Origin of the sequence: Pigmentiphaga litoralis (assembly GCF_013408655.1) — a bacterium.
GTDB lineage: Bacteria > Pseudomonadota > Gammaproteobacteria > Burkholderiales > Burkholderiaceae_B > Pigmentiphaga > Pigmentiphaga litoralis_A.
In genome coordinates, this window is record NZ_JACCBP010000001.1 from 2,067,880 (window position 1) to 2,090,930 (window position 23,051).

Annotated in this window: 28 protein-coding genes; 22 read left to right on the forward strand and 6 right to left on the reverse strand. The window is 64.2% G+C overall.

Annotation, left to right across the window (positions count from 1 at the left end):
• Positions 1-122 precede the first annotated feature (122 nt).
• The 8 genes from HD883_RS09165 to cynS all read left to right on the forward strand — a co-directional run bounded on the left by HD883_RS09165 (position 123) and on the right by cynS (position 6,237).
• On the forward strand, positions 123-302 hold the full coding sequence (locus tag HD883_RS09165; protein ID WP_179586229.1) for a hypothetical protein: 180 nt from the start codon (positions 123-125) through the stop codon (positions 300-302).
• A gap of 27 nt (positions 303-329) precedes the next feature.
• Entirely contained in the window at positions 330-569 is a 240-nt protein-coding gene (locus HD883_RS09170; protein WP_179586227.1) for a hypothetical protein, read from the forward strand.
• 170 nt (positions 570-739) lie between these two features.
• Complete coding sequence (locus HD883_RS09175) at positions 740-1,888, forward strand: sensor histidine kinase (RefSeq protein ID WP_179586225.1); 1,149 nt, start codon at positions 740-742, stop codon at positions 1,886-1,888.
• A 9-nt stretch (positions 1,889-1,897) separates the two neighbouring features.
• Positions 1,898-2,533 carry a response regulator gene (locus HD883_RS09180; RefSeq protein ID WP_179586223.1) on the forward strand — a complete coding sequence of 212 codons (636 nt, stop codon included), beginning with the start codon at positions 1,898-1,900 and terminating at the stop codon, positions 2,531-2,533.
• Positions 2,534-2,633: 100 nt separating this feature from the next.
• Positions 2,634-4,013, forward strand: coding sequence for a CmpA/NrtA family ABC transporter substrate-binding protein (locus tag HD883_RS09185; protein WP_179586221.1), 1,380 nt, complete (start codon positions 2,634-2,636; stop codon positions 4,011-4,013).
• Positions 4,013-4,870 carry a nitrate ABC transporter permease gene (ntrB, locus tag HD883_RS09190; RefSeq protein WP_179588651.1) on the forward strand — a complete coding sequence of 286 codons (858 nt, stop codon included), beginning with the start codon at positions 4,013-4,015 and terminating at the stop codon, positions 4,868-4,870. Before HD883_RS09185 ends, ntrB begins: the two co-directional genes overlap by 1 nt.
• Positions 4,867-5,769 (forward strand): ABC transporter ATP-binding protein, encoded by a 903-nt coding sequence (locus tag HD883_RS09195; RefSeq protein WP_179586219.1) that lies wholly within the window; start codon positions 4,867-4,869, stop codon positions 5,767-5,769. Before ntrB ends, HD883_RS09195 begins: the two co-directional genes overlap by 4 nt.
• A 12-nt stretch (positions 5,770-5,781) precedes the next feature.
• Complete coding sequence (gene cynS, locus HD883_RS09200; RefSeq protein WP_179586216.1) at positions 5,782-6,237, forward strand: cyanase; 456 nt, start codon at positions 5,782-5,784, stop codon at positions 6,235-6,237.
• A 36-nt stretch (positions 6,238-6,273) separates the two neighbouring features.
• Here the strand turns inward: cynS and HD883_RS09205 are convergent, their stop codons facing one another.
• Entirely contained in the window at positions 6,274-6,732 is a 459-nt protein-coding gene (locus tag HD883_RS09205; protein ID WP_179617607.1) for a hypothetical protein, read from the reverse strand.
• A 133-nt stretch (positions 6,733-6,865) separates the two neighbouring features.
• Here HD883_RS09205 and HD883_RS09210 point away from each other — a divergent pair, with 133 nt between their 5' ends.
• On the forward strand, positions 6,866-7,390 hold the full coding sequence (locus HD883_RS09210) for a low affinity iron permease family protein (protein ID WP_179586212.1): 525 nt from the start codon (positions 6,866-6,868) through the stop codon (positions 7,388-7,390).
• A gap of 50 nt (positions 7,391-7,440) precedes the next feature.
• On the opposite strand, the gene HD883_RS09215 is transcribed toward HD883_RS09210, so the two are convergent.
• The 5 genes from HD883_RS09215 to HD883_RS27930 all read right to left on the reverse strand — a co-directional run bounded on the left by HD883_RS09215 (position 7,441) and on the right by HD883_RS27930 (position 10,987).
• Complete coding sequence (locus HD883_RS09215) at positions 7,441-7,734, reverse strand: hypothetical protein (RefSeq protein WP_179586210.1); 294 nt, start codon at positions 7,732-7,734, stop codon at positions 7,441-7,443.
• A 113-nt stretch (positions 7,735-7,847) separates the two neighbouring features.
• The gene (locus HD883_RS09220) at positions 7,848-8,447 is read right to left on the reverse strand and encodes a hypothetical protein (RefSeq protein WP_179586208.1); all 600 of its coding nucleotides are present in this window, start codon (positions 8,445-8,447) and stop codon (positions 7,848-7,850) included.
• Positions 8,448-8,654: 207 nt separating this feature from the next.
• The gene (locus HD883_RS09225) at positions 8,655-9,434 is read right to left on the reverse strand and encodes a 2-keto-4-pentenoate hydratase (protein ID WP_229828066.1); all 780 of its coding nucleotides are present in this window, start codon (positions 9,432-9,434) and stop codon (positions 8,655-8,657) included.
• Complete coding sequence (gene mhpD / locus HD883_RS09230; protein WP_179586206.1) at positions 9,431-10,249, reverse strand: 2-keto-4-pentenoate hydratase; 819 nt, start codon at positions 10,247-10,249, stop codon at positions 9,431-9,433. The genes HD883_RS09225 and mhpD overlap by 4 nt, the downstream gene beginning before the upstream one ends.
• A 111-nt stretch (positions 10,250-10,360) precedes the next feature.
• Entirely contained in the window at positions 10,361-10,987 is a 627-nt protein-coding gene (locus HD883_RS27930) for a MarR family winged helix-turn-helix transcriptional regulator (RefSeq protein ID WP_373563331.1), read from the reverse strand.
• Between the two features lie 73 nt (positions 10,988-11,060).
• Between HD883_RS27930 and HD883_RS09240 the strand changes: the two genes are divergently transcribed.
• From HD883_RS09240 to HD883_RS09300, 13 genes are all read left to right on the forward strand, one after another.
• The gene (locus tag HD883_RS09240; RefSeq protein WP_179586204.1) at positions 11,061-12,518 is read left to right on the forward strand and encodes a 2-hydroxymuconic semialdehyde dehydrogenase; all 1,458 of its coding nucleotides are present in this window, start codon (positions 11,061-11,063) and stop codon (positions 12,516-12,518) included.
• Between the two features lie 67 nt (positions 12,519-12,585).
• Positions 12,586-13,569 (forward strand): LysR substrate-binding domain-containing protein, encoded by a 984-nt coding sequence (locus HD883_RS09245; RefSeq protein ID WP_179586202.1) that lies wholly within the window; start codon positions 12,586-12,588, stop codon positions 13,567-13,569.
• A gap of 124 nt (positions 13,570-13,693) precedes the next feature.
• Complete coding sequence (locus tag HD883_RS09250) at positions 13,694-14,230, forward strand: 3-hydroxyanthranilate 3,4-dioxygenase (RefSeq protein WP_179586200.1); 537 nt, start codon at positions 13,694-13,696, stop codon at positions 14,228-14,230.
• Positions 14,227-15,204: an MBL fold metallo-hydrolase gene (locus HD883_RS09255; RefSeq protein WP_179586198.1), complete on the forward strand. Its 978-nt coding sequence runs from the start codon at positions 14,227-14,229 to the stop codon at positions 15,202-15,204. The genes HD883_RS09250 and HD883_RS09255 overlap by 4 nt, the downstream gene beginning before the upstream one ends.
• A 24-nt stretch (positions 15,205-15,228) precedes the next feature.
• A complete protein-coding gene (locus HD883_RS09260) occupies positions 15,229-16,413 on the forward strand; it encodes an ABC transporter substrate-binding protein (RefSeq protein WP_179586196.1) in 1,185 nt (394 codons plus the stop codon).
• Positions 16,414-16,474: 61 nt separating this feature from the next.
• Positions 16,475-17,644 carry an ABC transporter substrate-binding protein gene (locus HD883_RS09265; protein ID WP_179586194.1) on the forward strand — a complete coding sequence of 390 codons (1,170 nt, stop codon included), beginning with the start codon at positions 16,475-16,477 and terminating at the stop codon, positions 17,642-17,644.
• 3 nt (positions 17,645-17,647) lie between these two features.
• A complete protein-coding gene (locus HD883_RS09270; RefSeq protein ID WP_179586192.1) occupies positions 17,648-18,547 on the forward strand; it encodes an alpha/beta hydrolase in 900 nt (299 codons plus the stop codon).
• A gap of 1 nt (position 18,548) precedes the next feature.
• Entirely contained in the window at positions 18,549-19,469 is a 921-nt protein-coding gene (locus tag HD883_RS09275) for a branched-chain amino acid ABC transporter permease (RefSeq protein ID WP_179586190.1), read from the forward strand.
• Positions 19,470-19,483: 14 nt separating this feature from the next.
• Positions 19,484-20,413: a branched-chain amino acid ABC transporter permease gene (locus tag HD883_RS09280; RefSeq protein WP_179588648.1), complete on the forward strand. Its 930-nt coding sequence runs from the start codon at positions 19,484-19,486 to the stop codon at positions 20,411-20,413.
• Positions 20,410-21,189, forward strand: coding sequence for an ABC transporter ATP-binding protein (locus tag HD883_RS09285; protein WP_179586188.1), 780 nt, complete (start codon positions 20,410-20,412; stop codon positions 21,187-21,189). Before HD883_RS09280 ends, HD883_RS09285 begins: the two co-directional genes overlap by 4 nt.
• A 1-nt stretch (position 21,190) precedes the next feature.
• Positions 21,191-21,901 carry an ABC transporter ATP-binding protein gene (locus HD883_RS09290; protein WP_179586186.1) on the forward strand — a complete coding sequence of 237 codons (711 nt, stop codon included), beginning with the start codon at positions 21,191-21,193 and terminating at the stop codon, positions 21,899-21,901.
• 108 nt (positions 21,902-22,009) lie between these two features.
• On the forward strand, positions 22,010-22,477 hold the full coding sequence (locus tag HD883_RS09295) for a helix-turn-helix domain-containing protein (protein ID WP_179586184.1): 468 nt from the start codon (positions 22,010-22,012) through the stop codon (positions 22,475-22,477).
• Positions 22,474-23,049 carry a PIN domain-containing protein gene (locus HD883_RS09300; protein ID WP_179586182.1) on the forward strand — a complete coding sequence of 192 codons (576 nt, stop codon included), beginning with the start codon at positions 22,474-22,476 and terminating at the stop codon, positions 23,047-23,049. The genes HD883_RS09295 and HD883_RS09300 overlap by 4 nt, the downstream gene beginning before the upstream one ends.
• Positions 23,050-23,051 lie beyond the last annotated feature (2 nt).

Genomic DNA, 23,051 nt, shown 5'->3' on the forward strand with positions numbered 1-23,051 from the left:
CGGTTCCCGAGGGACCCAGACTCATCCGCAAGCGGCGTGCCCGCACCCCGGCGGCCAAGTCAACAGGACGGCACGTGGCTTGCTGCATGGTTGCACCACGCGTGCAAACCAAGGAGCACACCATGCAGGCAGATACCCAGAACACCTCGGCCAACAACGATCCGGATTCGGCCACCCAGGGCACCCACGCGGAGCCCGTCATCAACAAGCGTCCGAACGACCCGAACTGGCTGGGTGTCGGATCGGAGTCCGATGGCGACGCGTCGCAGCAGACGCCTGCGCAAACCCACAAGAAAGACTGACGCGCCACCCACCCCAAGGAGAAGACGATGTCCAAAAAGAGCCCTTCAGAAGGCAATGCCACCGACGACGCCGGGACGGCGCGCGGTGCAACCCCGGGCAAGCCGAAAGACGGCGACGGCAAGGATGCGCGCACGATCGGCAACCATCCGACCGATCCGAACGCCCTGGGCGCCAAGGCCAACTTTCCGCCAGGCGTGAGCGCGGAAGAAGCCCACGACCCGGGCAATAACGTCGACAGCGGCCCCAAGGTGGAAAACCGCAGCTGAAGACGGAGGGATACGATGCACCGCGGTGCGCCTGCCTGGCGCACCGCCCCCGCGCACGCTACGCGCTGCCGGGCCGATTTCCCCCTTCCACGCACCGCTTCCATGCAGAAACGACCCTGATTTCTGGCATGCGACTTGCATGAACTGCGCAACGTCTCCCTTGCTGCGCAATGCCTGCCTCCCGTCCCTTTCCTCTATCAGAACTTTGGCGTGACCAGATCGGCCTGCTGCTCGAATCGACCGGCGACGGCATCTGCGGCATCGACATGGACGGCAAGTGCATCTACGCCAATCGCGCGGCGGCAGACATGCTGGGCTACGAACCCGCGCACATGCTGGGTCACAACATGCACGACCTCATGCATCACACGCATGCGGACGGCTCGCACTATTCGATCGACACCTGCCCGATCTTTCGGGCCTTCTGGCAAGGCATGCCCTGCCGCATCGACACCGAAGTCCTGTGGCGCAGTGATGGCACCAGCTTTCCGGCGGAATACTCGTCGCATCCGATCGTCGACCAGGGCGTGGTGCGCGGCGCGGTCGTCACGTTCATCGACATTTCGGTGCGCCGCCGCGAGCAGGATCTGCTGCAGCGAAGCAAGGACGAACTTGAACAACGGGTGACGGACCGGACCCGCGCGCTGTCCGATGCGCTGGCCCAGCTGCGGGAACTGTCGGCCCACCTGCACTCGGTGCGCGAAGACGAACGCACACGCATTGCCCGCGAGATCCACGACGAATTGGGCAGTCTGTTGATCGCGCTCAAGTTTGACGTGAACTGGCTGGACACCCGCCTGGTGGAACGGTCCGACCTGTCGGCCAAATGCCGAGCCATGAACCGGCTGATCGAAACCGCGGTCGAAAACGTCGGCCGCATCATCACGGACCTGCGGCCCAGCCTGCTCGATCACCAGGGCCTGTTCGCAGCGCTGGAGTGGCAATTGCGCGAGTTCGAGTCATCGTCCGACATCGTGTGCGACTGGCAGCTCGATGTCGACCCGGGCGTCGTCATGCCCGATGACACCCTGGCCACCGCCATCTTCCGCATCTTCCAGGAGATGCTGAGCAACATTGCGCGCCACGCCCGGGCCGACCGGGTCGCGATCCGGATCCGTGTGACCCGCGACCGGCTGCGGATCGTTGTGACCGACAACGGTGTGGGCGCGCTGCGCGACGCCTTCGAACGCTCCGATGCCTATGGCGTGATGGGCATGCGCGAACGCGCGCGGCATTTCGGCGGCGAAATCGGCATCGACAGCATCCCGGGTGAAGGCACCCGGCTGGCGCTCGACGTCCCCATTCCTTCCCTTGCCTGAGGCGCTGCCATGATCCGTCTGTTGATGTGCGATGACCACCAGATCATCCGGCAGGGACTGAAGCAGATCCTTGCCGACACGGCCGATATCGATGTCGCCGCCGAATGCGACAACGGGACGGAGGCGATCCGCCTGGCGCGCGAAGGCGCCTTTGACGTCGTCCTCCTCGACATCGCGATGCCGCAGCGGGACGGACTGGACGTGCTGATCCAGCTCAAACGCGAATTCCCGAAGCTGCCGGTGCTGATGCTCTCGACCTATCCCGATCGTCAGTACGCTGCGCGTTGCTTCAAGCTGGGCGCGGCAGGCTACCTGAACAAGAGCGCGGCGCCGCAGCAGCTGACCGACGCGATCCGCAAGGCGGCGGCGGGTGGCGTGGTGGTGAGCGCGTCCCAGGCCGAAACGATGGCCATGGACATGGCGCGCGCCGCGCACGACGTGCCGCACGAAGCGCTGTCGCACCGCGAATACCAGGTGTTCCAGCTGATCGCCAGCGGCGAAAGCGTCGGCCAGATTGCCGAGCGGCTGGCGCTGAGTCCGAACACCGTCAGCACCTATCGCAGCCGCATCATGGAAAAGACGGGCGCGCGCAATGACGTCGGCATCGCGCTGTACGCGGTGAAACACCAGTTGGTGGCCGTGTAGGGCTGGCACTACAAAAACTCGCCGGATTCCGCGATACCGGCGCTGCTCGACAGTCCGTAGGATGGGGACTCAGATCCTCCCCCACCCGGAGCAGCGCCCCATGTCCTACGACCCGTTCAATCCCGATCGCCCTCTGACTTCCGGCTGCGCCTGCGGCCGCCATGCCGACGCGGCCTCGCACGACAACGCGCTGGCGGTCGCCACGCTGAAGGCACGGGCGATCGACAACGAGGCCGAGATCAACGCCTTTGTCGAGGCGGCCATGGTGAAGGCGCTGTTCCCGCAGGACAGCGTGCGCCGCCGCTTCATCCGCGCCGTGGGTGCGGGCACGGCATTGAGCGTGATCCAGAGCGTGCTGCCATTGGATTCGATGATGGCGATGGCCCAGGAAAAGGCCGCGCCCGAAAAGAAGAACCTGAAGATCGGCTTCATTCCGATCACCTGCGCGACGCCGCTGATCATGGCCCACCCGCTGGGCTTCTACAAACAGCAGGGACTGGATGTCGAGGTCATCAAGACCGCGGGCTGGGCGCTGATCCGCGACAAGATGATCAACAAGGAATACGACGCGACGCACTTCCTGTCGCCCATGCCGCTGGCGATCTCGATGGGGGCCGGGTCCAACCCGACGCCGATGAGGGTGGCGACGATCCAGAACACCAATGGCCAGGCCATCACGCTGAGTCTCAAGCACAAGGACAAGCGCGACCCTGCCACGTGGAAAGGCTTCAAGTTCGCGGTGCCCTTCGAATACTCGATGCACAATTTCCTGCTGCGCTACTACGTCGCGGAACACGGCCTTGATCCCGACCGCGACATCCAGATCCGGGTGGTGCCGCCGGCGGAAATGGTGGCCAACCTGCGCGCGGGAAACATCGATGGTTTCCTGGGCCCGGACCCCTTCAATCAGCGCGCGGTGTTCGACGAAGTCGGCTTCATCCACGTGCTGACCAAAGACCTGTGGAACGGCCATCCGTGCTGCGCCTTCGGCACCTCGGAAGCCTTCATCCAGCAGAATCCCAACACCTTTGCCGCCTTGTTCCGCGCGGTGCTGACCGCATCGGCCATGGCGCGCGACGCCAAGAACCGCGAACTGATCGCCAAGGTGATTTCGCCGCAGGCCTACCTGAACCAGCCCGAGACCGTTGTGGCGCAGGTGTTGACCGGGCGCTTCGCCGACGGGCTCGGCAAGATCCAGACCGTGCCGGACCGCGCCGACTTCAACCCCGTGCCCTTGCAATCGATGGCCGTGTGGATGCTGACGCAGATGAAGCGCTGGGGCTATGTGAAGGGCGACGTGCAATACCGGCAACTGGCGGAACGTGTCTTCCTGCTGGCCGACGCAAAGAAACACATGAAGGAACTGGGCCAGCCGGCGCCTGATGCAGCCTATCCGCCCTTCACCATCATGGGCAAGACCTTCGATCCGGCCAGGCCCGACGCGTACCTGGACGGCTTTGCGATCCGGAAGACGGCGTGATGCGATCCCTGCGCTTCAAGGCCGCCCTGCTGTCGCTGCTGCTGCTTGGCGTCTTCCTGGGAATCTGGCATCTGGCGACCCTGCCAGGCGCCGCGGGGCCGGCAGGTCCGGCCATGACGGCGGATCAGATCGAGTACATGAAGATGATGGGCAAGTCGGTGGAAGCCCCGCGCAACTCCGGCTTTCCGACCCTGGGCGACATGGGCCGCACGATCGTCGAACAGCTTTCATCACCCTTCTACGACAACGGGCCCAACGACAAGGGCATCGGCATCCAGCTCGCGCATTCGTTGGGCCGCGTGGCGCTGGGCTTTCTGATCGCGGTCGCGGTGGCGCTGCCGCTGGGTTTCGTGATCGGCATGTCGCCGCTGATCTACCGCGCACTCGATCCCTTCATCCAGATCCTCAAGCCGATCTCGCCACTGGCCTGGATGCCGCTTGCGCTCTACACGATCAAGGACTCGTCCATCTCGGGCATTTTTGTGATCTTCATCTGCTCGGTCTGGCCCATGCTGGTGAACACCGCCTTTGGTGTGGCGGGCGTGCGGCGTGATTGGCTGAACGTTGCGCGCACGCTGGAAGTGCGGCCGCTGCGCCGCGCCTTCCAGGTGATCCTGCCCGCGGCCGCGCCCACCATCCTGACCGGCATGCGGATCTCGATGGGTATTGCGTGGCTCGTGATCGTCGCGGCAGAGATGCTGGTGGGCGGCACCGGCATCGGCTACTTCGTCTGGAACGAGTGGAACAACCTGTCGTTGACCAGCGTCATCTTCGCGATCCTGGTGATCGGCATCGTCGGCATGCTGCTCGATCGCATGTTCAGCATGCTGCAGAAATGGGTCACGTATACCGAATGAAAGACAGCCTGAGCGACCCGATGAGCCACCGTCCGCCCGCCTTCCTGAAGATCGAGAACCTGAGCAAGGTCTACGTCCCCGGCGCGCCGCCCGTTTTCGAAAACGTCAGCTTCGACATTGCCCAAGGCGAATTTGTCTGCATCATCGGACATTCCGGCTGCGGCAAGACGACCATCCTGAACGCGCTGGCGGGCCTGGAAACGCCTAGCGGCGGGCTGATCCTGATGGATGGGCGCGAGGTGCGTGGCCCCAGCCTGGATCGCGGCGTCGTCTTCCAGAGCCACGCACTGATGCCCTGGCTGACGGTGCGCAAGAACATTGCGTTTGCCGTGCGCTCGCGCTGGCCGGACTGGAATCGTGCGCAGATCGACGCGCATGTCGTCAAGCATGTCGCCATGGTCGGCCTGGACGCGGCCATCGACAAGAAACCGTCGGAACTGTCGGGCGGCATGAAACAACGGGTGGGCATCGCGCGCGCGTTTGCGATCGAACCCAAGATGCTGTTGCTGGACGAGCCCTTCGGCGCGCTGGACGCGCTGACGCGCGGCACGATCCAGGATCAGTTGCTAGGCATCGTGAAGGCGACGCGGCAGACCGTGTTCATGATCACCCATGACGTGGACGAAGCGATCCTGCTGGCCGACAAGATCATGCTGATGAGCAACGGCCCCTATGCCCGGGTGGCCGAGATCGTGCACAACACGATGCCGCGCGATCGCACGCGGGCCACTGTCCATCACGACCCGCAGTACTACCCGATACGGAATCACCTGATCGACTTTCTGGTGAACCGGTCGCGTACCTATCAAGCCGAAGCGCGTGGCGCATCGGCGCCTCCCCTGACGGTCATGCCGGGCCTTGCCGCCCTGCCCCCGACCGCCGCACTTACCTCCCACTGACACGGAGACACCATGTCCGCGATTTATGACCGCAGTGAAGTGACCCGGATGATCGTATCCGCCAAGGTCCGCAAGGGCTTGAAATGGGCCGACGTGGCCGAACAGGTTGGCCTGAGCAAGGAATGGACGACCGCGGCCTGCCTGGGCCAGATGACGCTGACGAAGGAACAGGCCGGCATTGTCGGCACGATCTTTGACCTGTCGGATGAAGCGATCGCCTGGCTGCAGATCGTGCCGTACAAGGGCTCCCTGCCGACCGCCGTGCCGACCGACCCGCTCATTTACCGCTGGTACGAGATCGTGAGCGTGTACGGCACCACGATCAAGGAACTGGTCCACGAAGAGTTTGGCGACGGCATCATGAGCGCGATCGACTTTTCGATGGACATCGACCGGCAGGCCGATCCCAAGGGCGATCGTGTCAAGGTCGTCCTGTCCGGCAAATTCCTGCCGTACAAGACGTACTGATCCCCGTACTGACCCCCGTACTGAACCCGCCCGGAATCAGAAGATGTGCGGCGTGGGCTCGTTCAGGGAACTGCCCTCGCGCGGGGTGATGTCTTCCAGCGTGATGTCCAGATACGGGTCCTTGTCCAGATCCAGGGCGATCTGGGGTGTGCAATCGGCCAGCGCGGTGAACAGGTCGTCCAGGTAAGCAAAGGCCAGTTTGGCCGCCACGTCGTTCAGCATCTTTTCGGTGGTGGCGAAGTTCGCGCCAGCCAGATCGCCCACATCCAGGCGATAGCTGACCAGGCCGTCGTGTTCGGTCACGGTGCCCAGGTCGATGGTCTTGCTTTTGGTGTTTCTTGCAAGCACATGGCCTTGGCTTACATACAGCCGGTAGTGATGCACGGGGTGCGGCGGGTTGGCGGTGGTGTCGTTGGGCATGGCGCTGGCCTCCAGGAATGCAGGTGTGGGCTTGATGCGGAGCGGCGCGCGGGTGGCGCGGCTGCTCTGCGGCACGGCTCTTGCAGCAATATGTGCGCCCGAGGCAGGATATGCCTTTCGGAACGATGGCCAGGTGCAGTCCAGACCCGATGCCCGGCCCCTGCACGCCCACGCTCGCCCCCTGATGCCCCATGCCCGGAGCCCGACCATGACGCAAGACGCCCAAGCCCCCGAGGACGCGCGCAAACCCAGCGACGACGATGCCAGCATCGGCCGCAAGCTCTACAAGATGTTCGACACGTTTGCCGGCAAGGTGACCCGGTCGGCGGGATCGCCCATCGCCTTCACGATGGCGCTGCTGGTCGTGCTGGTGTGGGCGATCAGCGGTCCGCTGTTCGGCTTTTCCGAAGTGTGGCAGTTGGTCATCAACACAGGCACCACCATCGTCACCTTCCTGATGGTGTTCCTGATCCAGCAGAGCCAGAACAAGGACAGCGAAGCGGTGCACCTGAAGCTGAACGAGTTGATCGCCAGCCACAGCAAGGCGAGCAATCGCCTGATCTGCATCGAAGATCTGGACGAAAAGGAACTGCAGAAGCTGACGGAGTTCTATCGCCGTCTGGGCGATCTGGCTGAAGACGATGCGCCCGTGTCCGAGACGCACTCGCTGTCGCAGGCGCAGTCCGTGACTGATGCCAAGCGCGATCTGCGCAAGGAAGCCGCTGGCACCTAGCCGATGGCCATCGAACGCCAGCCGACCGACGGGGCCTGCTGATCGGGCGATCAGTCCTGTTTGAGCGCGATCAGAATCAGGTCGCGCATGCGTTCGAACCCGCCCACATATTCCGGGCTTTCCGACCGGGCCAGCAGACCCGAATAGCCTTGCTCGAGCCTTGATTCGATCAACAGCGGCAGCCCCGGCGTGGCGCGCGCCGCGTGCAGGGTGGAGAGCAAGGCGGCGGTCAAGGCATCGGTCTGGCCGCTCTGCTCTGCCAGTGACGCGGTCAACGACGCAATTTGCCGGCTCTGGTGGGCAATGGCCTCGACCAGCACCGCGATCTGCTTTTGTGTTTCCATGACGTGAAGTGCCTATGACGTAATTGGCGGCATGCTAGCACGCGCGTGCGCAGGCACCGGACGCAACAACGGCCACACGAAGTGGCCGTTGCTCTTACTGGTGCTGCGCTGGATCAGCGGCCGCCACCACCCGCGCCGCCGGCACCGCCAGCGCCACCGGCGCCACCCATGCCACCACCCGCGCCACCCATGCCGCCGCCCGACGAACCACCCATGCCGCCGCCGGTCGAACCGCCCATGGTGCCGCCGCCGGTCGACCCGCCGCCCATGCCGCCGCTACCCGGCGTTCCGCCCATCGACCCGCCGCCCATCGAGCCGGTGTTGCCGCTCATGGAACCGCCGGTGCCGCTCGCGCCACTGCCCGTGCCGCCGTTCATGCCGCCCGTGGTGGGGCCGCTGCCGGTCGCGCCGCCGCTCATGGAGCCGCCGCTGCCGTTCATGGTGCCCGTGCCGCCGGTGGTGCCCGAGCCGCTACGGTTGTTCATCGTGCCGGTACCGGTGCCTGAGCGCGAGCCCGTGCCGGCATTGCCCGATGCATTGGAGTTGCCACCCGAACGCATCCCCGGCGACGTCGTGGTCGAACCCGGGGTCATCGTGGAACCGGCGCCCGAGCCCGACATGGAGCCCGACGTACCGCCGGTCTGCGCCACGGCGATCGTGCTCGTGGCGGCCAGGATGGAAGCGATCAGAATGGAACGGGTATATCGAATCATGGTTGTCTCCTGATACTGCGTTTGAGAGCTTCCTGACCCGCAATAGGCGTGCCTGCGGCGCGCGCTTATGAGCTTATGCCCAGCACAGGCGCGGCCTTCGCCCGGCACGAAAAAAGGGGCGGCGGGGCAACACGGTCGAGCAAACCGGTAAAGCTTGCCCGTCGTCTTGCACCCGCCGCCCCCGATGCAGGGCTAGCTGCTGTCCGCTTACGCTGTCACATGGAAACCGATGCGGCCCAGCGATTGCATTTCCAGTTCGATCCAGTCGCCCGCCACCAGCGCTTCAGCCGCACTGGCGCCCCCCGCCATCACGATCGACCCGGCCGGCAGGGTTTCGCCTGCCTCGGCCACCAGCCGCGCCGCCGCCACCAGTGAACGGATGGGATGGCCCAGGATCGCCGCCGTGGTCCCGATCTGGGTCGGCTTGCCGTTACGCGACATGATCAGACCCAGGTTCGAAAAGTCGATGTCCGGACGATGCCAGGTGCCCAGCACGATGCCGGACGACGACGCGTTGTCGGCCACCACGTCTTCCAGCGAAAACTTGAAGGCCTTGTAGCGGGAGTCGATGATTTCCATCGCAGGCGCGATGGCTTCGACGGCGCCCAGCGCTTCGATGGCGGACACCGTGCCCGACAGCGGTTTCTTGAGCAGGAAGGCGATTTCCGGTTCAACGCGGGGATGCACGCGCGTCGACAGCTTGAGCTCGCCGCCCTCGTCCACGCGCATGTCGTGGGTCAGGCGACCCCAGATCATGTCGTGCACGCCCATCTGGACCATCTTGGCGCGGCTGGTGAAACCCATCTTCATGCCTATACGGTACGCACCGCGATCCACGCGGCGCTGGATCAGCATCTTCTGGACATCGTAGGCTTCGGCCAGGGTCATGGGGCGGCGTTCGGCGAACTGCTCGGCCTCGTGGGGAGTGGATGCCGCGACGTCCAGCTCGCGTGCGATCTCTTCCAGGGTCATTGACGATCCGCTCATGCCTTCTGCTCCTGTGCGCCAAATACGGCCCGTACGCTGCCCAGTCCGGCGATACGCGCCTCGAACCGGTCCGCGCCCGTCACGGCCACCATGGGGCCCAGGGCACCCGTCATCAGAATGTCGCCCGCCTTCAGGGGCTGGCCGCAATCGACCATCTTGCGTGCGAGCCACAGTGCGGCGTTCAGCGGGTGGCCCAGGCACGCGGCGCCAGCGCCGATCGACACCTGGTCGCCGTTGCGTTCCATGACCATGCCGCACAGACGCGCATCGAAGTCATTGAGCTTGACCGGCCGGTTGCCCAGCACGAACAGGCCCGACGAGGCATTGTCGGCAATGGTGTCGACGATGCCGATCTTCCAGTTGGCGACCCGGCTGTCGACGATTTCAATGGCAGGCAAGGCATACGCCACCGCCGAGATCAGCTCGGCCATGGTGGCCTGCGCCACATCCAGGTCACGTTCCATGACCAGCGCGATTTCGGCTTCGACCTTGGGCTGGAGCAGCGTGCCGGCAGGCACCTCTTCGCCATCGCACACCGACATGTCGGCGAACAGCATGCCGTAGTCGGGCTGGTCCACGCCGAGCTGGGCCTGGACCGATTTGGACGTCAGCCCGATCTTGCGGCCGACCAGGCGGCGGCCTTGCGCCAGCCAGTGATCGGTATTGGCCTGCTGCACGGCATAGGCCGCGGCAAGGTCGTTGTCCGGCAATGCCGTCCGTAGCGGGTCGATGGCAACGCGGGTGTCCAGGGCCGTGCGCAGGCGCTGCGCAAGATCCGAGATCAACGCGGCGTCGGGAGTAGGTGTCTGCCCCATGCGTGTCCTCGTGGTTTTATGACGTATACGTACGAATATACGAGTTTTTACTTGCGGAAAGCAAGCGCCATGACAGCATAGCCGGGACGCCGCGTCCAGCCGCCGCGTGCGTCAGACCTGGACGCCCGCCACGATTTTGAGGCACTTCATGAAGAGGGCGCGGTATTCGTCGGGCAGCACACCGATGATGGCTTCTTCGACCAGCTTGTCGCGCGGAAGCACGCGCTGCAGCAGCGCGAACCCGGCATCGGTGATGTGCACAGCATAGGCCCGGCCGTCGCCCGCCGCCCGCATCCGCTTGAGATACCCCTTGCGCACCATGCGGTTGACCATGTCGGCCAGCGAGTTGCGATCGAGCGCAATATAGTCGCCCAGCTGGTTCTGCGTCGCGCCCGGATGCTTGCACACCGTGATCAGCAGCGCTTTCTGGCGCGGCGTGATGTCTTCGTCCTGGAAATGCTCCATGAACATGGCTTCAGCGCGAAAGTGCGCGCGGCGCAGCAGGTGCGACGCGACGTCGGTCAGTTCGAACGCGGCGATCAGCGTGTCGCGCTCCGCTTCGGTGGGTTCCGTGCCGGCGGCAGCGTCGATTTCGACAATTGGATGGCCAGTCGGCTGGGGATCCGGGGTGTCGAGCGGGTCGGAGTGGCGGGGCGTATCAGATGGCATGCGGAAGCGCTCATGAAGACATCTTTCGATCTTACCCGCTGCGGCGAAGCCGTGCTGCGGCGGCGCCACGCTGACGTTTTCGCTTCCCAAAAGTACAAAGTGGCGGTAGATTAGTACGTATACGTCATTTGAGGACACACCCATGTCGGTCAGACACCTGCGCAATTTCATCGGCGGCCGCTTTCACGACGGCATCCGTACCTTCGCCAAGCACAATCCCGCCGACGGCGCACTGATCGCCCAGGTGCATGAAGCCAGCCGTGACCAGGTCGACGCCGCCGTGGCTGCCGCCCGCGCCGCGCTGCCCGGCTGGGCCGCCTTGCCAGTGGGCGAGCGCACCGCGTACCTGTATGCATTGGCTGACGGCATCGAACGCCGGTTCGACGAATTCCTGCAGGCCGAGATTGCCGACACTGGCAAGCCGGTGGGCTGGGCCAGCCAGATCGACATTCCGCGCGGCGCCGCCAACTTCCGGTCCTTTGCCGAAATCGCCCGCACGCTGGACATGGAAAGTTTCATGACCGACACGCCCGACGGCCGCCAGGCGCTCAACTACGCCTACCGCAAGCCGCTTGGCGTCGTGGGCGTGATCTCGCCGTGGAACCTGCCGCTGCTGCTGTTCACCTGGAAGGTCGCGCCGGCGCTGGCGTTCGGCAACACGGTGGTCGCCAAGCCGTCCGAAGTCACGCCCACCACCGCCACCCTGCTGGCTGAAGTGGCCGAAGAAATCGGCCTGCCCCCCGGCGTTTTCAACGTCGTGCACGGGTTCGGTCCGAACTCGGCGGGCGAATTCATCACGACCCATCCGGATATCGACGGCATCACCTTCACGGGCGAGACGGCCACCGGCAGCACCATCATGAAAGCCGTGGCGCCGGGCGTCAAACCGGTGTCGTTCGAACTGGGCGGCAAGAACGCGGCCCTGGTGTTCGACGACGCCGATTTCGATGCCGCCGTCGCAGGCGTGGCGCGATCGGTGTTCGCCAATTGCGGCCAGGTCTGCCTGTGCACGGAACGGGTCTACGTCCACCGGCCGATCTTCGACAAATTCGTGAGCGCGCTCAAGATCGAAGCCGAAAAACTGGTGCTGGGCTGGCCCATGGATCCGGCAACGACCATGGGTCCGCTGGTCTCGCACGAACATCGCAGCAAGGTGCAGTCGTACCTGAAGCTGGCCGTGGAAGAAGGCGCCACCGTGGTCACCGGGGGCGGCGTGCCGACCTTTGGCGATGCGCGCGACGAAGGCGCCTACATCCAGCCGACCATCTGGACCGGCCTGCCCGAGACGGCACGCTGCATCAAGGAAGAAGTGTTCGGCCCGGTCTGCCACATTGCGCCTTTCGACACGGAAGAAGACGCGATCCGCATGGCCAACGACACCCGCTACGGCCTGGCCGCGGCGGTCTGGACCACCAACCTGACGCGCGGCCACCGCGTGGCGCAGGCCATGAACGTGGGCCTGGCCTGGGTCAATTGCTGGTTCCTGCGCGACCTGCGCACGCCCTTTGGCGGCAGCGGCCTGTCGGGCATCGGGCGGGAAGGCGGACGACACTCGCTACACTTCTACACCGAGCCCACCAACGTGTGCGTGAAGCTGTAATGCCGCGCGGGTGACTGTCCAGCCTGGCCTTGCCGACAATGGCGAGCCATCCCGAACGGCGTCCGCCATGTCGAACTTCCGCATTACCCCGAACGCGCTCGGGCACAAGTTCAAGCTGCATCAGTTGCAGATCTTTGAACGGGTGCTCGAGCGCCGGTCGCTGTCGCGGGCCGCGAATGAACTGAACCTGACGCAGCCCAGCGTGACCAAGGCGATTTTCGAGCTGGAAAAGTTCGTGGGGGCGACGCTGTTCGAACGGTCCAACCGGGGGGTGGTTCCGACCGAACTTGCGCACATGCTGGGCCGCCGCGTCAAGACGTTGATGGCCGAACTGCGCTACATGACCGACGAGCTCAACGCCGTGTTGAGCGGTGAAAGCGGCCATGTGATCGTCGGCACGCTGATCGCGGCCTCGGCCAAGCTGCTGCCGGAGGCCATCGCGCTGCTGATGCAGGAACACCCCGGCATCCTGGTCACGATTACCGAAGGCCCGTCTTCCCATCTGTTTCCTGCCCTGGCCACCGGCGACCTGGATGTGGTCGTGGGTCGCCTGCCCGAACGCGATATCGCGCTTGGCTACTCCTTCCCGCTGGTCCACCACGCGCTCTACGAAGAAAAACTCTGCGCCGTGGTGGGCGCGCAGCACCCGCTGGCCGGCGCAAGGGCAGTGGATCTGCCGGCCCTGGACCTGGCGGCGCTGATCGATCATCCGTGGATCCTGCCGTCGTCGGATTCGCCGCTGCGCACCGCTGTGGAGCAGACCTTTTACCGGACCGGGCTGGGACTGCCCACCCGGCACATCGAATCCTTGTCGTTGCTGACCAATGTCGGCATTCTGCTGCGCACCGACGCGATCGCCCTGATGCCGCACGATGCCGCCGACCAGTTCCTGCAGCAGGGCATGCTCAAACGGCTTCCCATCGACACTTTCGGCCAGTTCGGCAAGGTCGGTTATTCGGTGCGCGCCCACCGCCAGCTGACGCCGGCCAGCCAACACCTGATCGAATACCTGCATCGCATCGCGGACGCCCGCAACGGTTCCGCCACCTAGCGTCACCTTGGTGCCTGACGCACCGTCTGGCACCATAGCCAAAATGAATATCCCGGACGCCAAGTTCTATTTTGACGAGAGCCTGCGCGCGCCTAGACTAAGCACTCACAGCGGAGACACGCATATGACCGGATACGGCCCCCCCATGAACTTCCTGCGGTGGATCGACGACCACGACCACCTTCTGAAACCGCCCGTGGGCAATCAGCAGATCTGGAAGGACACCGACTTCATCGTGACCGTGGTGGGCGGACCCAACCACCGCACCGACTTCCACGACGATCCGCTCGAAGAATTCTTCTATCAGATCAAGGGCAATGCCTGGCTCAAGCTGTGGGTCGATGGCAAGGAAGAACGCGTCGACCTGAAAGAAGGCGACATCTTTTTGCTTCCGCCGCATGTGCGCCATTCGCCGCAGCGGCCGGAAACGGGCAGCGCCTGTCTGGTGATGGAACGCCAGCGTCCGGAAGGCCTGCTTGATGGGTTCGAGTGGTATTGCCTGAACTGCGGCAGCCTGGTGCACCGCGTGGAAGTGCAGCTCAAGAACATCGTGGCCGACCTGCCACCCTTGTTCGACGCCTTCTACGCCAGCGAATCCAACCGCACGTGCGGCGAGTGCGGCAGCGTGCATCCGGGCAAGCACGTTCCGCACGCGCAATGACGGGTATCGATCCGGCGGTCATCGATCCGGCGGTCATTGATCCCGCGGTCATTGATTTTGGCGGCGTGCAGTTGGTCCGCCTGGTCGAGGCCGAAGGGCCGCTGCTGCGGCCGGCCGAAATCTTTCCGGACTCGACGCCGCAGGATATCCAGGCCAACCTGGACTGGCTGGTGCCCCGTTTCTACGACCCCGACACCGACCGGCTGGTGATCAGCATCCAGTCCTTCCTGCTGCGCAGCGGGGGCAAGAACATCCTGGTCGACACCTGCGTGGGCGACTGCAAGCCGCGGGTGCGCGCCGATTTCGACCGGCAGCAGTGGGGCTGGCTCGACAGGCTCAAGGCCACGGGCCTGGGTGTCGAAGACATCAACATCGTGCTGTCCACCCACCTGCATGTGGACCACGTCGGCTGGCATACCACGCTGGTCGATGGCGTCTGGACGCCCACCTTCCCCAACGCACGCTATCTGTTCACCCATCCGGAATGGGACTACTGGAAGGCCAATGAAGGCCATCCGGGCCTGCTGCGCACCGGCGACTACATCGGCGATTCGGTCTGGCCTATCTTTCATGCGGGCCTTGCCGACCTGGTGCCGATGGATCATCGCATCGACGACCTGCTGCAACTGGTCCCCCTGCCCGGCCACACGCCGGGGCATGTCGGCGTGGCGATCCAGGGCGCCCGGCAGCACGGCCTGATCAGCGGCGATGCCTTCCACCATCCGCTGCAGTGCTGCTATCCCGGCTGGAGCACCCGTTTCTGTGCCGACCCCGTGCAAGCCCGCGCATCGCGCGAAGCCTTGCTGGCGCGATGCGCGCACGATCACACACTGGTGCTGCCCGCCCACTTTCCCGCGCCGACCGCCGGACGCGTCGTGGCCGCACCGGAGGGCAGCGGCCATGCGTACCGGTTCGAGTTCGACGCTGGCGGCATCGATCGCGCAGTGCTCGACAACGGCGACAAAACCGAATAACGTTCTTTTTTCAGCGAGTGCGACATGCCTGAGACTTTCCGCCTTTCCCGCGCCCTGGCCGGCGCCTGTGTCTGCCTCGGGCTGAACGCCGCGCTGGTCGCCACGGCGCAGGCCGACGTCAAGATCGGGTTTCTTGGCACCCTGTCGGGTCCGGGCGGCACGCTGGGCCAGGACCAGTACGACGGCTTCATGCTCGGCATCACGAAAGCCGGCGGCAAGCTGGGCGGGCAAGCCGTGCAGGTCATCAAGGAAGACGATCAGCTCAAGCCAGAAGTCGGACGCCAGGCCGTCAAGAAGCTGATCGAACGCGACAAGGTCGACGTCGTGACCGGCATGAGCTTTTCGAACGTGCTGATGGCGGTCGTGCGCGACGTGGTGAACAGCGGCACCGTGTTGATCAGCAGCAATGCCGGGCCCAGCCAGCTCGCGGGCGACCAGTGCTCGCCGCTGTACTTTTCGACGTCATGGCAGAACGACCAGCAGCACGAAGCCATGGGCAAGTACGCGCAAGACAAGGGCTATCGCCGCATCGCGATCATGGCGCCCAATTACCAGGCCGGCAAGGAAGCGCTGATCGGGTTCAAGCGCTACTTCAAGGGCGAGATCCTAAGCGAGACCTACACGCAGGTGAACCAGCCGGATTACTCGGTCGAAATCACCCAGCTGCAGACGCAAAAGCCCGACGCCGTCTTCATCTTCTACCCCGGCGGCATGGGCGTGAATTTCGTCAAGCAATATCAGCAAGCGGGCATGCTGGGGAAAACCCCACTGCTGTCGGGATCGACGGTGGACGGCACCACCTTGCCGGCGTTGAAAGACATCGCGCTGGGCGTCATGTCGGCCGGACCGTGGTCGCCCGACCTGCCAAATGCCGCCAACAAAACCTTCGTGGCCGATTTCCAGAAGGCGTACAACCGCATCCCTTCTGCGTATGCGGCCTATGGCTATGACGCGGCGCTGGCGCTCGACGCCGCCTTGAAGACGACGGGCGGCAAGGCCGACGGCAAGACGCTGTCGGCGGCGCTGGCCAAGACCACCTTCCCATCGGTGCGTGGCGGTTTCCGTTTCAACAACAACCATTTCCCCGTGTCCAACTATTACGCGTTCGAGGTGGTGCGCGACGCGAGCGGGACGGTTAATCTTGCCACTCGCTCGACCGTCTTCCCGGACCACCAGGATCCCTACCACGCGTCCTGCCCCCTTCCCTGACCCGATTTTCGCCGCACCCCATCGTCCGGGCACGTCCCGGACGCCACTACCCGGAGCACGCATGAAAACCGTAAAACTGATCGCCATCGCCTCATTGATGCAGGCTTCGCTTGCCGCTGCCGCCCTGGCCGCACCCGTCAAGATCGGCTTCATCTCGACCTTCTCGGGCCCCGGCTCGGTGCTGGGCCAGGACCAGTACGACGGGTTCATGCTGGCGGTGGAACAGGGCAAGGGCAAGCTAGGCGATACCGACATCGAAATCGTCAAGGAAGACGACCAGATGAAGCCGGAAGTCGGCGTGCAGATCGCGCGTCAGATGCTGCAGCGGGACAAGGTGTCGATCGTGACCGGCGTCATCTACTCCAACGTCATGATGGCCATCCATCGCCCGATCACCAGCGGCGAAGTCTTCTTTGTCGGCTCGAACGCCGGCCCGACGCCGGTCACCGGCAAGGGCTGCTCGCCGTATTTCTTTTCGACCTCGTGGAACAACGACCAGCTGCACGAAGCGGGCGGCGAGCTCACCAACAAGATGGGCTTCAAGAACGTCTACCTGATGGCGGCCAACTACCAGGCCGGCAAGGACGCACTGGAAGGTTTCAAGCGCACCTACAAGGGCAAGGTCATCGGCGAGACCTACACGCAGGTCAACCAGCCCGACTACTCGGTCGAGATCGCCAACCTGGCCGCGGCCAAGCCCGACGCGATCTATGTGTTCTATCCCGGCGGCATGGGCGTGAACTTCACCAAGCAATACCAGCAGGCCGGCCTCTCGGCCAAGATCCCGATGCTGTCCAGCTCGACGATCGACGGGTCGACCCTGCCCGCGTTGCAGGAAGCGGCCCTGGGCGCCGTGACCAGCTCGTCGTATTCACCCGACCTGGACAACCCGGCCAACAAGCAGTTTGCCGAGGCCTATCGCAAAAAGTACAACCGCGAACCGTCGCTGTATGCCGCGCAGTCGTATGACGCCGCCCGCCTGCTGGCCTCGGCACTGAAAAAGACCAAGGGCAACGTGGCCGACAAGGAAGCCTTCCGCGCCGCCCTGAAAGCCGCCGACTTCCAGTCGGTGCGTGGCTACTTTGCGTACAACACCAACCAGTTCCCGATCGCGCCGTTCTATCGCGTCGACGTGGTCAAGGGCGCCGACGGCAAGGTGGCGTTCGCCACCAAGGGCACGACTTTCGAGCGCAGCAAGGACTCGTACGCCAGCCAATGCGAGATGAAGTAAACGATGGGGACCGCGCCTTACGCTCACTACTCCCCTGAAGATCTCGACCGGCAATACAACGCGAGGGCCACTGTCGATGACCTCGCGCCCATCCTTGCGCGTTATGCCGAGGAAAGCCGGGCCGCGCGCGACACACTGACGTGCCACACGGGCGTGGCCTACGGGCCGCATCCGGACGAGACGCTGGATATCTTTCCGGCCAGGCAGCCGGGCAGTCCGGTCCTGATCTTCGTGCATGGCGGCTACTGGCGCGCGCTGTCGAAAGACGAGTCGTCTTTCATGGCGCCCGCCTTTGTCGAGGCCGGGGCGACAGTTGTCGCCGTCAACTATTCGCTGGCGCCGGGGGCATCGCTGGACGAGATCGTGCGGCAGTGCCGCGCGGCGCTCGCCTGGGTCGCGCACAAGATCCATCGTTACCACGGTGATCCTGCACGCATCCATATCGCCGGCAGTTCGGCGGGCGGCCACCTGGTGGGCATGCTGCTGGCCGACGGGTGGCACGCCGACTTCGGCATCGCGCCGGACACGGTCAAAAGCGCGACGCCGGTCAGCGGCCTGTTCGATCTGGAACCGCTGATCAACACGCACGTCAACGCGTGGATGCATCTGGACGCCGAGTCGGCGGCGCGGCTCAGTCCCCTGCAGCACTTGCCCACGCAGGGGTGTCCGCTGATCGTGTCGTACGGCGAAACCGAGACCGCCGAATTCGCGCGCCAGAGCCGGCAATACCTGGACGCCTGGCACCACCGCGGCTTTGCGGGTCAGTACATCGACATGCCCGGCACCAACCACTTCGACGTCATCCTGCACCTGGCCGACCCGGCCTCGCCCCTGACCCTGGCGGTGTTTGCCGCCATGGGCATCGGCCCGGCGTCCGCACCTTCTGCCGAGAGACCCACCTGACATGTCCGCGACCCTCTTTTTTGCCCAGGCGCTGAACGGCATCCAGCTCGGCGTCCTGCTGTTCCTGCTCGCCGCCGGCCTGACCCTGGTGTTCGGCATCATGAACTTCGTGAACCTGGCGCACGGCTCGCTGTACATGATGGGCGCCTTCATCGCCGCTACCCTCTACAACCACACCGGGTCCTTCCTGCTGTCGGCGGTGGGCGTGGTGGTGGCCATGATCGCGATCGGCTTCCTGCTCGATCGCATTGCCCTGTCCAGGCTGTACGACCGCGATCACCTGGACCAGGTGCTGGCCACGTTCGGCATGATCCTGTTCTTCAATGAACTGACGCGCATCATCTGGGGACCGTCGCCCTACAACATGCAGGTGCCGCCGATGCTGGAAGGCACCATCGACCTGTTCGGCATCGCCTATCCGCTGTACCGCTTCATGATCATCGTGGTCGGACTGGTCGTGGCCCTGGGCTGCTATCTGCTGATCCACAAGACGCGGGTCGGCATGCTGATCCGCGCCGGATCGTCCAACCGCATGATGGTGGGCGCGCTGGGCGTGAACATCCGCATGCTGAACACCTTGCTGTTCGCGCTGGGCGCGGCGCTGGCCGGCATTGCCGGACTGATGGCCGGTCCCATTTTGTCGGTGCAGACCGGCATGGGCGAACCGGTGCTGATCCTGACGATGGTGGTGATCGTGATCGGCGGCATCGGGTCGGTGCGCGGCGCCTTCCTGGCCGCCCTGATCGTCGGCGTCGTCGACACGCTGGGCCGTTCCATGCTGCCGTGGATCCTGCGCGAAGTGCTGTCGCCCTCGGCCGCCAACGCCGCCGGTCCGGCCATTGCGTCCATGCTCATCTACGTGATGATGGCGCTCATTCTTGCCCTGCGACCGCAAGGCCTGTTCCCCGTACGTCACGGCTAGGAGCCGATGTGAAGATGACTCCCCGCACGATAGCCACCGTGCTGATCCTGCTGTTCCTGGGCTGCGTGCCCATCTACGCGCAGATCGCCGGTGAACCGTTCTACCTTGCCCTGTTCGGGCGCGTGCTGGTCTATGCGATTGCCGCCGTGTCGCTCAATCTGCTGCTGGGGTATGGCGGCCTGGTCAGTTTCGGCCATGCCCTGTTCCTGGGGCTGGGCGCGTATTCGGTCGGCATCCTGAGCCACCACGGCATCGACAACGGCTGGCTGCACCTGCTGGCCGCCGTCGTCGTCTGCGGCATCGTGGGCCTGATCAGCGGCGCGGTGGTGCTGCGCACGACCGGCATCGCCTTCATCATGATCACGCTGGCCTTCGCCCAGATGTTCTATTTCCTGACCGTCAGCCTGAACGAATACGGCGGCGACGACGGCATGTCGATCTTCCAGGGCAGCAACTTTGGTGTGTTGAAGCTGGACGATCCGCTCAGTCTGTACTACACCAGCTTCGTGCTGCTGCTGGTGCTGCTGTTTGCCATGCACAAGCTGATCGGCTCGCGCTTCGGCATGGTGATCCGCGGCACGCAAACCAACGAACGCCGCATGAAGGCCATGGGCTTTGCGCCCCTGCCCTACAAGCTGACGGCCTATGTGCTGTCGGCCATCGTGTGCGGCCTGGCCGGCGTGCTGATCGCCAACCTGACCCTGTACATCTCGCCGTCCTACCTGGCGTGGACCACGTCGGGCGAACTGGTGGTGATGGTGGTGCTGGGCGGCCTTGGCACCCTGATGGGACCGGTGGCCGGATCGGTTGCCTTCCTGATCATGGAAGAAGTGCTGAAGGCCTGGACCGAACACTGGATGCTGGTGCTCGGCCTGATCATCGTCGTCATCGTCATGGTGTCGCGCCGCGGCATCATCGGCAATCTGCCAGGAGGCTCGCGATGACATTGCTTCGTGCAGATCATCTGATCAAAAGATACGGCGGCCTGACCGTGACCGACGACGTGTCGATGACGGTCAACGCCGGCGAAATCCACGCCGTCATCGGCCCGAACGGCGCCGGCAAGACCACGCTGATCGGGCAACTGAGCGGCGAGATCAAGTCCAACTCCGGCACGATTTCGTTTGACGGCAACGACATCACCGCCCTGCCGATCGAACAGCGCGTGCGCCGCGGACTGGCCCGGTCCTACCAGATCACGTCGGTCTTTCCCGACTTCACGGCGCTACAGAACGTGGCCCTGGCCGTGCAGGCGCAGCGCGGGCACAGCTTCCGTTTCTGGGAGCCGACCACGGTGGCCCGCGAACTGAACGACCCCGCGCACCAGGCGCTGGAGCTGGTCGGCCTGGCGTCCCGCGCCGGCACCCGTGTCGGCGACATGGCGCACGGCGAACACCGGCAGCTGGAACTGGCCATGGCGCTGGCCTGCGAGCCGCGCATGCTGCTGCTGGACGAGCCCATGGCCGGCATGAGCCAGCGCGAATCCGAAACCATGACCGAACTGCTGCTGCGCCTGCGCGGCAAGTACGCCATGCTGCTGGTCGAACACGACATGGAAGCCGTGTTCGCGCTGTCGGACTGCATTACCGTGCTGGTGTACGGCAAGAAGATCGCCAGCGGCACCCCCGACGAGATCCGCCGCAACGAAGACGTCAAGACCGCCTATCTGGGCGAAGAAGACGACGACCTTGCGGCCCACCCTGCCGCCCAGGAGGCCTGAGATGGCACTGCTCGAAGTCGACGACATTGCCGCCAGCTACGGCAACAGCCAGGTCCTGTTCCACATGGGCCTGAAGATCGAAGAAGGCGAATTCGTCACCCTGCTGGGCCGCAACGGCATGGGCAAGACGACCACCGTCAAGACCATCATGGGTCTGATGTCGCCCTCGCGCGGCACCATCCGGTTCGACGGCAAGCCCATCCACAAGGAACCGTCGTACCGCGTCGCGCGCTTCGGCGTCGGTTTGGTGCCTGAAGGCCGCCACATCTTCCCAAATCTGTCGGTGCACGAGAACCTGGTCGCCACCGCGCACAACGGGCTCAAGCAGGCCAACCCGTGGACAGTGGAACGGGTGTATCAGCTCTTCCCGCGCCTGCAGGAACGCCAGAAGAACCTGGGCGCGCACCTGTCGGGCGGCGAACAGCAGATGCTGGCGATTTCGCGCGCGCTGCTGACCAATCCCAAGCTGATCATTCTGGATGAAGCGACCGAAGGCCTGGCGCCCTTGATTCGCGCCGAAATCTGGTCGTGCCTGCAGACGCTCAAGAACGAAGGCCTGGCGATTCTGTGCATCGACAAGAACCTGGGCCCGCTACTGCGGACGGCGGATCGGCATTACATCATCGAGAAGGGCCAGATCGCATGGAACGGCACGTCGGACGCATTCCGGCGGGATGCGGAGTCGCTGCGGGGGTATTTGAGCGCGGCGTGATGGGGCGCAGGGAAAAGTGGGCTCGGTCGAAACGAATGGGAGAAGCTTGGCGTTTCGTTTATTTCGTTTAAACTGAGTGCCTGTCCATATTTTTGATGGGGGTCGCTCATGCTGCCCACCGCCCTATCCGAACCGGCCCTGCCGGTTGAACACGAAGTGCGTGCCGCCGTCCTCGGTCAACGCGCGTTGGCTGCATTTCTGACGACGCACGCCGACACGCAACGCATCCAGATATTTGACGACAACAACACGGCGCATGCGGTTGAACTGCCGACGTCCGCTTTGCGTTTGTTGATGGATGTCTTGTCGGAACTGGCTGACGGGAACGCGGTGCGCGTCGTACCGATTCATGCAGAACTTACGACCCAGGAAGCTGCTGACATGATCAACGTGTCGCGGCCACACCTGGTCAAGCTGCTGGAGGAAGGCGTGCTGCCATTCCACAAAACCGGCAAGCATCGGCGCGTCCGGTTTGCCGACGTAATGGCGTTCAAGGCCGAGCGAGATCGGTCAAGCGAAAAGGCCATGGCTGCCTTGGCGGCGCAGGCGCAGGAACTTCAACTGGGATACGAATGAGGTCGTCGCCGTTCACGGCAGTGTACGACGCATGTGTTCTGTACCCAGCGCCCCTGCGGGACCTGTTGATGTGGCTGGGTCTTTCAGGGCACTCTCGCGCGCGCTGGAGCACGCAGATCCATGAAGAGTGGAAGCGGAACCTGCTACGCAAACGTCCGGAACTCAACGGCGATCACTTGGATCGCACGATCGCACTGATGGAACAGGCCATTCCCGACGCACGTGTCAGCGGCCATGAACCCTTGATTGCCGGCTTGAGCCTACCCGACGATGATGATCGCCACGTGTTGGCTGCTGCGATAAGGTGCGGCGCCAGCGTCATCGTGACTTTCAACTTGAAGGATTTTCCAGCCAAGGCGTTGGCGCCCTTTGGCGTCGAAGCGCAACATCCCGACGAATTTATTGAAAACGTGTTTGACCTGGACCCTGCGGCCGTTGTGACCGCAGCGCAGCGTCAACGCAGGCAGCTGAAGAGCCCGGCGCTGGATGTCGATCGTTATCTCGACGTCATCAGACGCCAAGGCCTTGCTCAGACCAGTCGCCTGCTCGGAAGCTTCCGTGCGATTTTGTGATC